Genomic DNA, 12,726 nt, shown 5'->3' with positions numbered 1-12,726 from the left:
ATATTGGAGAATGAAAAAACGGATTCCACATTTGCTTTTGCTGGCAGCTGTTATGATATTCTCCAATATGCCTGCTTCCGCTCAACAGCGGAAAAGTGCTATGCTCAATCATATTGCACTGTATGTAGTTGACCTCCAGAAAAGTACTGCGTTCTACAGGGACATTATCCAGATAGATACCATCCCTGAGCCCTTCCATGATGGCCGTCACACATGGTTTAAAGTGGCGGAACACAGCCATCTGCATATTATTTCCGGAGCAAAGGAAATCGTGCCCCATGATAAGAACTCACACCTTTGCTTCAGCGTTCCCTCAGTAGATGAATTCATGGCCAGATTGCGCCAGCACCATATCCCCTTCTTCAGCTGGGCCGGAGAACCGGATAAGCCAACCAAACGGGTCGATGGTGTCAAACAGATCTATTTCACCGACCCGGATGGTTATTGGGTAGAGATCAATGATGATCATCCCTGAATGAGCGGCACCTCTTTATCTTCCAGTAGTGCGCGTGTCTTCGGCAGACAATAGGCGTGGTTCTTCTGAATATAGGAGAGCATATTCTCACGCAGGTAACACCGCAGGTCAAATGCCTTGCCGGAACTGTTGGCACTCACCAGCATCCTGACTTCCACCGTTCTTTCTGAGATGTTGGTCACCTGCATCACCTGTACACGCTTGTCCCAGAGTGGCTGATCCTTCAGTAAACGCTCAAATTCGACCCGCAGTATGTCAATTGGCGCGGTATAATCCAGGTATAGGAAGGCCGTGCCCAGGATGGCCGATCCTGTACGGGTCCAGTTCTGGAATGGCTTTTCTATAAAGTAATTGATCGGCAATATCAGTTTACGCTGATCCCAGATGCCCAGTACCACATAAGTCAGGGTGATCTCTTCCACCCGGCCCCATTCGCCTTCTACCACCAGTACATCGTCAATACGGATCGGCTGTGTAAAAGCCAGCTGCATACCTGCCAGGAAATTAGACAGGGAACGTTGCGCAGCGAAACCCACGATGATACCACCGACACCGACCCCTGTCAGCAGACCGGCTCCTATCTTCCGCAGACTATCAAAACTTAACAACACAGCACATAAGGTCAATATCATAATTGTGGTGATAGCAAGTTTACGTACAAACTGCAGCTGCGTCCTCATTTTCCTTTCCCGGAGGTTGTCTTCTTTCTTCAGATCATAGGCATGGAGGATATAGTCCTCAAATATTTTAACCAGCCCGGTCAGTATGATCCCGAAAGAAATGATCAGGGAAATCTCGACCACCCTGCTCAACACATCCATTGGCTTCTTCGACATCTCCATAAAGGGCAGCACCATATCCAGCACAAGCACGGGAAGCAGATAGTTGATCGGCTTGCCCAATCTGCTCAATATAGATCTGATCAGCGAATATTCAGTCTGATTTTTCCTGGTGGTGAACTTCAGGAATAGCGCGAACAGGTGTTTAATAAGATACCCCGTGATCAGGGCGGCCCCTCCAAGCAACAGGTTCCATACAAAAGGCGGCAGGTGCAGATCTCTCTGTAAATTCTCAAGCATCTCAGATAATTATTGATTCCCGCCTATCCCGCAAAGAACATACCGTATGTGCTCTGATTACAATTATGTATCTTTAGCTAATATATTTGTGAATTAAAACCATATAAGCACTTTGTATTTTGATGAATTTGACCTGGACGACAGGGTCCTGGACGGAATAGATGCGATGGGATATACGACGGCAACGCCAGTCCAGGAAAAAGTTATCCCCCCGATCATAGAAGGTAAAGACATACTGGCCTGTGCCCAAACGGGTACCGGGAAAACAGCTGCTTTCCTGCTGCCTATTCTGCACCGGCTGATCACAGCACCCCATGAGACACATAAGATCAACTCACTGATTATAGTACCTACCCGCGAACTGGCAGTTCAGATTGCCCAGACGCTGGAGGGTATGTCTTATTTTACCTCGGTCAGCTCAATCGCCGTTTATGGCGGGAGTAACGGTGCTTTGTTCGCCGCCGAGAAAAAAGCCCTGACTTCCGGGGTGGACATCGTGATCTGTACGCCTGGTCGTATGATCGCCCACCTGAATATGGGATATGTAAAATTAGACTCAGTCAAATACCTGGTGCTGGATGAAGCCGATCGCATGCTGGACATGGGTTTCAATGATGATATCATCCGGATCACCTCTGCCCTGCCTAAAAAAAGGCAAAATCTGCTGTTCTCGGCCACGATGCCTGACAAGATCAGGAAACTGGCCCTGAAGATCCTGCATGAGCCGGAAGAGATCAATATTGCTATCTCTAAACCGCCGGAGAAGATCGTACAGGAGGCCTTTATCGTATTTGAAGAGCAAAAGATAGCTTTGATCAAGCAACTCCTCTCCCGTAAAGAGTTTGGCAGTATTATTATATTCTGCTCCCGTAAGCAGAATGTAAAGCAGCTAACACATGAGCTGAAAAGGGCCCGGTTCTCTGTGGAAGAGATCCATTCGGACCTTGAACAGGATAAGCGGGAACAGGTACTGATGGACTTTAAGAATAAAAAGCTGAAAATGCTGGTGGCAACGGACATTCTGAGCCGAGGTATTGATATTGAAGATATAGACCTGGTCATCAACTACGATGTGCCAAACGATGCCGAGGATTATATCCATCGCATTGGCCGTACTGCGAGGGCTGCCACCGATGGCACGGCCTATACTATTGTGAGCGAGAAGGAACAGCGGAAATTTGCCCGTATTGAAGAGGTGCTGGGCAAACCGGTAACGAAGGCAGAAGTGCCCGCCGCCCTGGGTCCTGTGCCGGAATATACCGCCAAACCATCCCGTTCTGGCGGCGGCGGTAAACGGCCATATGGCAAAAAGCGTCCCGGTGGTCCGCGCAATGGCAAACCAGGTGGCAATCATAATGGGCCCCGCCCTAATGGTGGCCATCCACAACAACGGAGTAAGAATAATAGCGGTGGTAAAACTACCCCTCAGCAATAAGGAACAGACAATTTCACCTTGTATATGAAACGTCCCGGCAATCCCCGGGGCGTTTTTTTATGCCTTCCCCCTTCTTTTTTCCATTTTCTGGAATTTTTTCCTGAAAGTAGACGTCCGGCACACCATGCCAAAACACCAAACCAGCCACCATGGCCGATTGGCAACGTTCCCGGAAACTGGCATTTAAATGGATTCTTTTATATCAAACAACGGCAAATGGCTAACAAGTTCGAAAGCAAGATATACATAGTGGATGATGATCCTTTCTGTCTCGCCACCTACGACAAGCACCTGAGATCGCAAGGTTACGAACACGTACAGTGCTTCCTCTCCGGGGCTGACTTCCTCAGCGAACTGGGTCGTGATAGTGAACCGGATATTGTGCTGCTGGACCATGACCTTGGTGATATGACCGGCCTGGAAGTACTAAAAGAGATCAAACGCTTTAACAACAACATATTTGTCATCTTCGCCAGCTCACGTCAGCAATCGGAGATCGCTAATGAATCACTTAAGAACGGCGCGTTTGACTACATTATTAAAGATGACAGTGTGCTGGAACACATCAGTACGACGCTGAACAAACTGTTCATCGTCCAGGATTACCTGAAGCGGAAACGTCTGAACAACAGGTTCTTTCTTTTCTTCGGAGTGGTACTCGCCTCCTGTTCTCTTTTCAGTTATTTATACGAAGTATTGAGATCTTCATAACCTATACACCGAGCCTGCGGGCACCACACACATTAGCCTGTTTACACCTATAATTGTTAAAGGAGCGTTCTGTTTATCCCTATACCTAGATTCACATACCACAATGTTTTCTTATGAGCAAGATTATAGCAATACACCTTCAAAACGATAGAAACGGTAATACCCTGGTATTCCGTCAGTCATTAGAAACTATATCTGAAAGAGGTTTAGAAGTTCATTTGATCACAAATCGTACTGGCGATACTCCCGGTTTCCTCACAGGTATTCCCGGCGTACAGTACCACTATATAAATTATTTAGAACGGGGGAACAGATGGCGATTATTCTTCAGTTTCCTGCTGGCCCAGATCGTGGTATTCAGGAAAGTATGGGGACTGCTTGAGCCGGAAGCAAAAGTGTACATCAATACACTACTGCCTTTCGGTGCGGCATGGGCTGGCAGGCTGAAGAAGGCGCCGATCACGTACCACATTCATGAAACAGCGGTGGCATTTTCCTATCTCCGCAGTATGATGCTGAGCACCGCCAGACGCACTGCCACACAGGTGGTGTTTGGCTCCCGCTATCTGCAGTCGAAATTTAATTTTCCAAAGGCAGAAAAGCATATCGTGCATAGCTGTTTGCCACAATCATTCGTACAGGAGGCCATATTGCACTCCAACCATGGCTCCCGTAAAACTGTACTAATGATATCACCGCTGGACACGGAAAGCGGGCTGCCGGAACTGTTACAGCTGGCTACGCTGATGCCGGCCACCAAATTTGAACTGGTTATTGACGCAAGTCAGAAAGATATTGATGCTTATTTCGACCAACATTTTATCCCTGACAATCTGATGGTTTACAGCACACAGCTCAATCTGCACCCTTTTTATCAACGTGCGGCTGTGGTGCTGAACCTCTCTCACGCAGAGCAATATCAGGATACGTTCGACTTCAGCATCCTGCAGGCAATGAGTTACGGCCGGCCAGTTATTGTACCACTGGCAGGAGGCGCCAACGAACTGGTGGCGCACGGATGGAATGGCTATCGCATCAGCGGACATTACGTAGACAAGGTGCGCAAGCACGTAGAACAGCTGCTGAACAATAAGCCTTTGTATGCAGATATGAGTTGCGCGGCTCAGTTGGTAGCTTCTCAGTTCAAGCCGGAATTTTTCAAGCAGCAGGTAGAAGACCTCTTTGCAGTAGGTACGTTCTTCACGCCACGCAAAAAGGAACAACTGGCAGAAGTACTGCTCTACCCCGCCGCTTTACAGGAATATATTAATAATGCAAGGAACTAAGATATTACTCAGGGGGACTTTTACAGATTTCAATTAGGGGTTTTTTAGAGGTTTGTTTTTGTAGAGGTGAGCATCGTCCAGGTCCCGGTGAACAGGGAAATGTGAAAGAGGGGGACCAGGAGATGAACCGGAAGTGAACAATGGAGTTGATGAAAATTTATTAGACGATGTGGTGTGACCACTGATGCCAGTTTAGAGTAGGCATCCCGGCCCTGGTGAATGAGAACAGGGACTAGACAGGGCCTGGAGATGTACCCAAGAAGATCTTTAGTTATTGAAATATTGTGTTGAGTATGTGGACTTTCATCCCGGCCCCGTGTGCTGTTGCTGTCAGAGAGAGAGCGGGGCCAGGAGATGACAGTAGAGAAAATGGAAAGTTAATCAATTGGACGTGGTGAGATTCCCTATGCCTGCTTAGAGTTAAGTCATCCCGGCCCTGGTGAATGAGAACAGGGACTAGACAGGGCCCGGAGATGTACCCAGGAAGATATTTAGTTATTAAAATATTGTGTTGAGTATGTGGACTTTCATCCCGGCCCCATGTGCTGTTGCTGTCAGAGAGAGAGCGGGGCCAGGAGATGACAGTAGAAAAAATGGAAAGTTAATCAATTGGACGTGGTGAGATCCCTATGCCTGCTTAGAGTTAAGTCATCCCGGCCCTGGTGAATGAGAACAGGGACTAGACAGGGCCTGGAGATGTACAACAAAGATCTTTAATTATCGAGAATATTGTGTTGAGTATTGAGTATGTGAACAATCATCCCGGCCCCGTGTGCTGTTGCTGTCAGTGTGGAAGCGGGGCCAGGAGATGACGTTGGAGCTGATTAAAATTAATTAATTGGAACGTGGGTGATATTCCTGTGCCGCTTTTGAGTTAAGTCATCCCGGCCCTGGTGAAAAAAGAACAGTGATGAGACAGGGCCTGGAGATGTACCCTGAGAGATCATTAAATTATTAAAATATTGTGTTGAGTATGTGGACTTTCATCCCGGCCCCATGTGTAGGTGCCATCAGTGTAGTAGCGGGGCCAGGAGATGACAGTTACAAAGAAATTAATGTGGATGTTATACTAACCAGCTTGAGAGTGCTTGATCATGGCCCCAATGCGAAGAGACTAGTGAAGGCAAAGGGGCCTATTTTTTTAAACAGACTACCATATAGAACAGTGAACTGAAAATATTTTTGCTTGCCTATTTCATAATAACCCACGGCCTCCAAAGCTGCATTTCAAAAAAGTGTAGTGTAGGAGGCCTGTTGATAATTGGAAAATTCCTAAATTAACGGAAAATTCCATGAATGCTCGATTTCAAGATATTTATTGTTGAGGATGATAAGTGGTACGGAGGCCTATTGCATCACTATTTAAGTCAGAACCCCGACTACGAAGTAACCCTGATCGGCTCAGGCAAAGAATGCCTGGCCCAGCTAAACCGGAAACCGGATCTTGTTACCATTGATTTCGGTCTACCCGACATGAATGGTGAGGAACTTTACAAAAAGATCAAACAGGCGCAACCCAATCTGCCTGTTATCATTATCAGCGCACAGGAAAGGATTACAACTGCCGTAGACCTGCTTAAAATGGGCGCGGAAGACTATCTGGTAAAGGATGACAACACCCAGCAACTGCTGTGGAAAGCCATTATCCGCCTGCGCGAAAAGCTCTCCATGAAGAATGAGATCTCGGAACTGAAAGCCGCACTTAAAACCAAGTACGACTATTCGCGTTCTATTATCGGAAACAGCCCTGCATTGCAAACTGTCTTTAAACTGATAGACAAAGCTGCCGGCTCTTTAATTAATGTATCCGTTTCAGGAGAGACCGGTACAGGTAAAGAACTGGTCGCCCGGGCTGTTCACTATAATTCAGCCAGAAGCAGTCAGCCATTCGTGCCGGTAAATATGGCCGCTATCCCTAAAGAACTGGTGGAAAGTGAGCTGTTCGGCTACGAAAAAGGTGCTTTCACTGGTGCGCAGAACAAAAAGATCGGGCGCTTTGAAGAAGCCAATGGAGGAACACTCTTCCTGGACGAAATAGGTGAAATGGATCTTAATATCCAGAGTAAATTGTTGCGTGTGCTACAGGAAAAAGAACTGACCCGTCTCGGTGGCACGTCGAAAGTAAAGCTGGACTTCAGGCTTGTTGTGGCTACACATAAGAATCTGGCGGATGAAGTAAAGAAGAATAATTTCAGGGAAGACCTGTATTACCGTATCGTAGGACTGCCCATTACACTGCCTCCCCTGCGGGAACGTAAGGAAGATATTCTGTTGCTGACACAATATTTCCTGGCGGCATACAGCAAGGAGAACAAAACCAGTGAAATCAGGATCTCACCGGCTGCCAGAGAAAAGCTACTGAGTTACAGCTACCCGGGTAACATCCGCGAGCTGAAATCTGTGGTTGAACTATCCGCTGTAATGTCTGAGAACAACACGATAGAACCTGAGGACATCACCTTTCTTTCCGGCAACAACCACGATGTTGACACGGTGCTGAATACTGAGCTGACACTTCGTGAGTACACCAGACTGATCATCCGTAACTATCTTAAACGATATGATGATAATGTGCTCCTGGTGGCAGAGAAACTGGATATTGGCAAATCCACTATTTACAAAATGTTACAGACGGGCGAAATAGAGGGCGCCTAATGAGATTATTACCTATCATGCAACGCGAACATCATTTATACACATATACATACCTTTATAAAATAACCAGTTCCAGCCCCTCATTTATCCATAAAATGATAGGACTGTTCGTCTCATCGCTCGACGAATATATGGGCGAGCTGAAAGCCCTGCTACACACGCAGAATATTGCAGAACTAAAAAAATTATTACACAAGATGAAACCCAGCGTCATGAACCTCGAAGTGAAAGGCGCCGGTGAAGTACTTCGTAGCGTAAGTGATTCCAGTTCCTGGACACCTGCCACCACTGAATGTGTGAGTGGGTTACTGGAAACCCTGGAACAAATAAAGCCAATGATGGAAAAAGACCTGGAGGAGATCGCAAAAGAGGTAGAAGGAACCTGAACGAGTTAGAAAATTATTGTTCCCAATAACAGAACAGGGCATCCGCCAATAATGACTGGACGCCCTGTTCTCATTTAGCGCATGATTGAATAATTGAACCTGCATGCATTACAACTCTTAAGTACTTCGCGCAGGATGTCAATTATTATGGCTAATCATTCACTGGAATTATTTATTTGCGTCTCTTAGCGCCTTGATCTGATCATGTGATTGCTTCAGCGTGCGCTGTTGCTCCACTACCATTTCACGCAGGTAAGCAGGCAGATCTTCGTCTTCTAAAGCAGTTCCGTAGGCACGCTGTGCGGCATCCTCCCCTGCTTCACAGTTTGACAGTACTGTATGGCGGTCATGGCCGGTAAACACCGCTTTCACGTCCATCCAGGCACGATAAATTTTACCACTTGTAGTCGTAGAATGATCCATGTCACCGCCCAGCGCATTCACTTCCGTTCCCAATGCAAGACGTATCTCATGGCTCTCGCTGATCATGGAAGAGAACAATGCTTTCAGATCGGAATCTTCTTCTTTCAGTTCTTTTAACGCTTTCTCATAACCTTCTATACGGTCATTGTTAATCTGTATAAGATCATTCAGTACTTCGATAGTTTCAATTGTAGCTTGCATAACACAATATTTTTTGGTTAACAGATAAGGCTGTTGCGCCCTGATTGTTATACAGGATACAATGATAAAACTATGCCATAGCAGTTTCCCCTGTAATGAGTTACAGATTCCGTAGAACCTGGTGTAAGCTTATCTCCACTATGTGTAAAATAGCGGACGGACTCAGGCAGGTACCTTCACGGCTTGCCTGGCCAGCAGTTTCCACTGACCATCTTCTTTGCTCCACACCAGCAATACATATAGCTTTACATGGCCAGCTACACCGTTATCATTGATGTCAGCTGAAAGGGTATGTCTTACTATAGCGGTATTACCTGCGATGGCTATTTTCTGATCAGTGAGATCTATCGTCACAAAATCAGATTTTCCTGTCACGAGATTAGAGACAAATGTAGCCTTGTCTTCTATTCTTCCATTAGAGTGCCCATAGGACAGTTTATCATCTGTGAGCTTTTCCAGCGATGCCCTATCACCATCTACCAGTGCCTTCTTCAGTGATTCTACCTGGGTGGCAACGTTTTTTTCATCTTTAGACTGTGCGAAGCAAATAGTAGTTGACATGACAGCAGATGCCAGTAAAAGAGCATAAATTTTCATACGGGAGATGTTATTCAATAAAAATATAAAAATGATACTAAAATGTAGGCTATTTATCTTTTTATGGCAAAGGCGACTCTATAAAACTCATATCCTTTTTCCGCACGGTCGGGCAGATAATACCTGCGGTATTCTACTGCGCTGAAGTCTTCCAGCAGATCCATTCCAAAATCATCCAGGTACCGGCGCATCAGGAAAGGCTCCAGTCCAAAGGTCCAGCGTTCCTCTATCTGCCGGAGGTCCTGTAGTAATTTCTCTCCACCAAAAAATGCCGCCGGGTAACGGAGGACTTTTTCATCCACGTAGGTAAATATCACATGACTACCGGAAGGAAAGCAGCCCATAAAAGCAAAAGTAGCTGCCACCGCTTCATGCGACAGGTAATTACTTACACCTTCCCAGACAAATACAGTTGGAATAGACGTGTCGATGTCCCCTGCGTCTACCAGTTGTTCCAGCTTCTGTTCATTAAGGTCAATTTCCAGATAACGGACATGCCGGGGCAACCCGCCGAGACTTTTCATCAGTCTTTCTTTCTTTAATCTGGCAGTCGCCGGGTGGTCAATCTCTATAACAGGCAAGGCATGCAGGAAACCCAGCCGTAATGCCCTGGTATCATAACCTGCCCCAAGTATCACGACCTGGCGAGCACCATCACGTACAGCCTGTTGCAGTAATTCATCAATATACCGGGTTCGGGCAACACCAGAAGACAATGCCCCCGGAATACGCCTACGGATAATCTGGTCAACCAGATTACGGATAAAGGGAAATACGGATAACTGGGTGATAAACTTAAAGCGGGCAGTTAAAAATGAAAAAGCATAAGGATCGGTGAACAGTCTTTTCCCGGACGGGCGGTTCGTCTCCAACGCCCGGAACAACGCCATATACTGGGCCGTACGACTGGCTGTGTCTGTCTTCATAACGAACGGAGATTGAGGGTTTCTTAAAGATAGTAGAAAATTAACAATAAATGATGAATAATTAATAATTGTAAATCGGCAAGTCATAAAAAAGCTGCGGACAATATCGTTGTCAAACAACGATACTGTCCGCAGCCGAAAAAGGCAATTCTTTCCTACGCTATACGTTAACTAAGTGAATTTTCATTCGTCTTCTGAAATGCGGCGAAAGCTTCCTGTGTCCACTCCTGATAATCTGCCAGGTTAATACCCAACTTCTCATCTCGGTCTACTTCCTTGATCTCACGACTATCCCAATAGCCCCTGGCCAAAGATTGCACATTAGTGCTTACATCCTGCACATTAACACCGTAATCCTCGGGATAGCTCCTGTAGTTACCCATTGCGAGTTCCTGGATTTCATGCTTAACGCCTTCTCTGTTATTCTTTGACATAGTTCTAATTTTTGGTTCGGTAGACATAAAACAAGAACTGTTCCTGTATGCCAGCTTTTCGTGCTTGTTAAGATAATTTTAACTTATTGTTTAGTTATCTTTTACTTTTCCTTTCGCTAATGTAACCTGTGAATGAAATGGGCTGCCGGTTGTTGCTAATGACCTGCAAGGATGCGTAACCGTTATCAGATATAGTGAGCGTCATCAGTCTTGTATCCTGCGCGTCCTGGGGCTTTATAGTAATATCCCATCCGCCTTTCTTACGTACCTCCTGCTTGTATTCAAACTTCGTCGACGTGAATTGTATGCCACCTTTGGTTGGGTCCATTGGCGCCGTATAGGCGCGACCGAAGTAGGGCAGAAAGCTGACGATAGAATCCGGTGCGATCCTCAGATCATAATCTGACGTCAGCAGACGGTTAGGTGACGGATTCGTTGGCTGGACCGTTTGTACTTTAAAAACAAAATTGCGGGCGGTGACCATTTTCTCCACTGTAACTTCTTTCGTTCCTTTCGTCTCCTGTGCTTGTAAGCTATTGAAAAACAATCCTATAAACAGTGGTAACACGGCTAACCACTTGAACTGTACCCTTCTCATAAAAACTGTTTTACTATCTAACGTGCGAAGATCATTCCACATTTTGTCCACCATAGACGTTATAACATCTATGTGTTATAAATATTCGCTTTTAAACTTAGAACTTTGCGTAACTATTCGATTATCAGCATTTATACTAATAAAAACCAACATTTGCATAAAATAGCCCGTAAACTAGCCGACATTTGGGAACATCTTGTGGGAGATCCTGCATCATTCTCCCTGGAAAATCGTGCGTTCAACTCCATCAGTGTTGTCACTATGACATTGCTGACCGTGTTGCTGCCGTTTAACATGTGGCTGGGGCTTGGCGTTGTTTCAGCCATCGTAGCAACCCTGCTGGTGCTTCAGATATTCTTCTTCTATTTGTCTCGTTACAAACAGATCTACAATGCCAGTATGCTGGCATATGTGATTGTGAGTTATATCACCCTGACAGCCACATTTTATCTCAATTCAGGTAGCCACGGGCCGGCATTGCTGCTGTTCTTCCTGACCTTTAACCTGCTTATCGCTTTCAGTCCGCGAAGCCGCCACTGGATATGGGCTCTTCTTCATCTGCTCCTGCCAGGTATCCTGCTGACAAAAGAATACATAGATCCTTCCTGGATCAGGGATAGTTACGGTAATGTGGAGAACAGGTTTGTTGACATCCTTTCCAGTTACCTCATCACACTGACCTGTATCTACCTGATCACCAATTATCTGAGAAAGAATTACGAGCGGGAAAAACAAAATGCAGAAGAGAAGGCGAATAAGATTGACATCCAGAATATCAATCTGGAGCAACTGAACCAGAAAAAGGATAAGCTGTTCTCGATCATTGCTCATGACCTGCAAAGCCCGCTGAATTCCATCATCACCACCCTCCACCTCATAGCGGAATACGACCTGGAGGAAGAGGAAAAGAAAATGCTGGGGGATGAACTGCTGACGCTCACTAAGAATACGTCCAGTCTGCTGACCAATCTGCTGACATGGTCAAAACTACAGATGGACGGGAAGGGTGTACGGTTGTCTAACGAGAATGTGCATGACGCAGTGGAGCGTGTGCTTACTATACAGCGCCTGCTGGCTGATAAAAAATCTGTCAGCATCGTTTCCAGGGTAGACCCGGATGTTTATATCACAGCGGATCACAACATGCTTGAACTGATCATCAGGAACCTGATCAACAACTCAATTAAATTCACGCCTTCCGGCGGCCACATAGAGATCAGCCTGCACATACAGGAAAACAACTGTCACCTGATGATAGCCGATAACGGTATCGGTATTGACCCTATTCATCATGACGAAATATTTTCGCTGAAAACACAGTCTACCTTTGGTACCAACAATGAAAAAGGTATCGGACTGGGACTGGTACTCTGTAAAGAACTCCTTACCCTACAGAACGGAGAACTCTGGTTTGAAAGTACCCCTGGGGAAGGGACTACCTTTTTCGCCAGCTTCCCGCTGAGCGAGGTGCCTGTAACGGGCAGCACGTTGCCGGCCTGATGATTTATATTGTCCAGGAT

The 12,726-nt window shown here is 46.0% G+C and carries 13 protein-coding genes; 7 read left to right on the top strand and 6 right to left on the bottom strand.

Translation table 11 applies throughout. From position 1 onward, the window contains the following. Positions 1-10 precede the first annotated feature (10 nt). Positions 11-475 carry a VOC family protein gene (locus GWR21_RS03235; protein WP_238430151.1) on the top strand — a complete coding sequence of 155 codons (465 nt, stop codon included), beginning with the start codon at positions 11-13 and terminating at the stop codon, positions 473-475. On the opposite strand, the gene GWR21_RS03230 is transcribed toward GWR21_RS03235, so the two are convergent. Next, positions 466-1,554, bottom strand: a complete 1,089-nt coding sequence (locus GWR21_RS03230) for a mechanosensitive ion channel family protein (protein ID WP_162330346.1) — start codon at positions 1,552-1,554, stop codon at positions 466-468. The two genes, GWR21_RS03235 and GWR21_RS03230, sit on opposite strands and share 10 nt — an antisense overlap. Positions 1,555-1,666: 112 nt before the next feature. On the opposite strand from GWR21_RS03230, the gene GWR21_RS03225 reads away from it, so the two are divergent. From GWR21_RS03225 to GWR21_RS03205, 5 genes are all read left to right on the top strand, one after another. After that, the gene (locus GWR21_RS03225; RefSeq protein WP_162330345.1) at positions 1,667-2,989 is read left to right on the top strand and encodes a DEAD/DEAH box helicase; all 1,323 of its coding nucleotides are present in this window, start codon (positions 1,667-1,669) and stop codon (positions 2,987-2,989) included. Between the two features lie 216 nt (positions 2,990-3,205). Then, the gene (locus GWR21_RS03220; RefSeq protein WP_162330344.1) at positions 3,206-3,700 is read left to right on the top strand and encodes a response regulator; all 495 of its coding nucleotides are present in this window, start codon (positions 3,206-3,208) and stop codon (positions 3,698-3,700) included. Positions 3,701-3,813: 113 nt separating this feature from the next. Then, on the top strand, positions 3,814-4,986 hold the full coding sequence (locus GWR21_RS03215; RefSeq protein WP_162330343.1) for a glycosyltransferase family 4 protein: 1,173 nt from the start codon (positions 3,814-3,816) through the stop codon (positions 4,984-4,986). A gap of 1,296 nt (positions 4,987-6,282) precedes the next feature. After that, positions 6,283-7,641, top strand: a complete 1,359-nt coding sequence (locus GWR21_RS03210; RefSeq protein WP_162330342.1) for a sigma-54-dependent transcriptional regulator — start codon at positions 6,283-6,285, stop codon at positions 7,639-7,641. A 95-nt stretch (positions 7,642-7,736) separates the two neighbouring features. After that, positions 7,737-8,027 (top strand): hypothetical protein, encoded by a 291-nt coding sequence (locus tag GWR21_RS03205; protein WP_162330341.1) that lies wholly within the window; start codon positions 7,737-7,739, stop codon positions 8,025-8,027. A 168-nt stretch (positions 8,028-8,195) separates the two neighbouring features. Here the strand turns inward: GWR21_RS03205 and GWR21_RS03200 are convergent, their stop codons facing one another. The 5 genes from GWR21_RS03200 to GWR21_RS03180 form a co-directional block, all read right to left on the bottom strand. After that, a complete protein-coding gene (locus GWR21_RS03200) occupies positions 8,196-8,651 on the bottom strand; it encodes a PA2169 family four-helix-bundle protein (RefSeq protein WP_162330340.1) in 456 nt (151 codons plus the stop codon). Positions 8,652-8,813: 162 nt separating this feature from the next. Then, entirely contained in the window at positions 8,814-9,248 is a 435-nt protein-coding gene (locus GWR21_RS03195; protein ID WP_162330339.1) for a nuclear transport factor 2 family protein, read from the bottom strand. 53 nt (positions 9,249-9,301) lie between these two features. Continuing rightward, positions 9,302-10,174 carry a class I SAM-dependent methyltransferase gene (locus tag GWR21_RS03190; RefSeq protein WP_162330338.1) on the bottom strand — a complete coding sequence of 291 codons (873 nt, stop codon included), beginning with the start codon at positions 10,172-10,174 and terminating at the stop codon, positions 9,302-9,304. 167 nt (positions 10,175-10,341) lie between these two features. Then, positions 10,342-10,608 (bottom strand): hypothetical protein, encoded by a 267-nt coding sequence (locus tag GWR21_RS03185; protein ID WP_162330337.1) that lies wholly within the window; start codon positions 10,606-10,608, stop codon positions 10,342-10,344. 94 nt (positions 10,609-10,702) lie between these two features. Beyond that, positions 10,703-11,206, bottom strand: coding sequence for a DUF4251 domain-containing protein (locus GWR21_RS03180; RefSeq protein WP_162330336.1), 504 nt, complete (start codon positions 11,204-11,206; stop codon positions 10,703-10,705). Between the two features lie 153 nt (positions 11,207-11,359). On the opposite strand from GWR21_RS03180, the gene GWR21_RS03175 reads away from it, so the two are divergent. Then, positions 11,360-12,706 carry a sensor histidine kinase gene (locus GWR21_RS03175; RefSeq protein WP_162330335.1) on the top strand — a complete coding sequence of 449 codons (1,347 nt, stop codon included), beginning with the start codon at positions 11,360-11,362 and terminating at the stop codon, positions 12,704-12,706. Positions 12,707-12,726 lie beyond the last annotated feature (20 nt).

The sequence above is a fragment of the Chitinophaga agri genome (assembly GCF_010093065.1).
In the GTDB taxonomy this organism is placed as follows: Bacteria; Bacteroidota; Bacteroidia; order Chitinophagales; family Chitinophagaceae; genus Chitinophaga; species Chitinophaga agri.
The sequence above is the reverse complement of the archived record's forward strand: the minus strand, read 5'-3'. Positions and strand labels throughout refer to the sequence as shown.

Coding starts and splice junctions, on each gene's coding strand:
- GWR21_RS03200 (WP_162330340.1), bottom strand. CDS start 8,651: ATGCAAGCTACAATTGAAACTATCGAAGTACTGAATGATCTTATACAG.
- GWR21_RS03230 (WP_162330346.1), bottom strand. CDS start 1,554: ATGCTTGAGAATTTACAGAGAGATCTGCACCTGCCGCCTTTTGTATGG.
- GWR21_RS03215 (WP_162330343.1), top strand. CDS start 3,814: ATGAGCAAGATTATAGCAATACACCTTCAAAACGATAGAAACGGTAAT.
- GWR21_RS03210 (WP_162330342.1), top strand. CDS start 6,283: ATGCTCGATTTCAAGATATTTATTGTTGAGGATGATAAGTGGTACGGA.
- GWR21_RS03185 (WP_162330337.1), bottom strand. CDS start 10,608: ATGTCAAAGAATAACAGAGAAGGCGTTAAGCATGAAATCCAGGAACTC.
- GWR21_RS03180 (WP_162330336.1), bottom strand. CDS start 11,206: ATGAGAAGGGTACAGTTCAAGTGGTTAGCCGTGTTACCACTGTTTATA.
- GWR21_RS03190 (WP_162330338.1), bottom strand. CDS start 10,174: ATGAAGACAGACACAGCCAGTCGTACGGCCCAGTATATGGCGTTGTTC.
- GWR21_RS03235 (WP_238430151.1), top strand. CDS start 11: ATGAAAAAACGGATTCCACATTTGCTTTTGCTGGCAGCTGTTATGATA.
- GWR21_RS03195 (WP_162330339.1), bottom strand. CDS start 9,248: ATGAAAATTTATGCTCTTTTACTGGCATCTGCTGTCATGTCAACTACT.
- GWR21_RS03220 (WP_162330344.1), top strand. CDS start 3,206: ATGGCTAACAAGTTCGAAAGCAAGATATACATAGTGGATGATGATCCT.
- GWR21_RS03205 (WP_162330341.1), top strand. CDS start 7,737: ATGATAGGACTGTTCGTCTCATCGCTCGACGAATATATGGGCGAGCTG.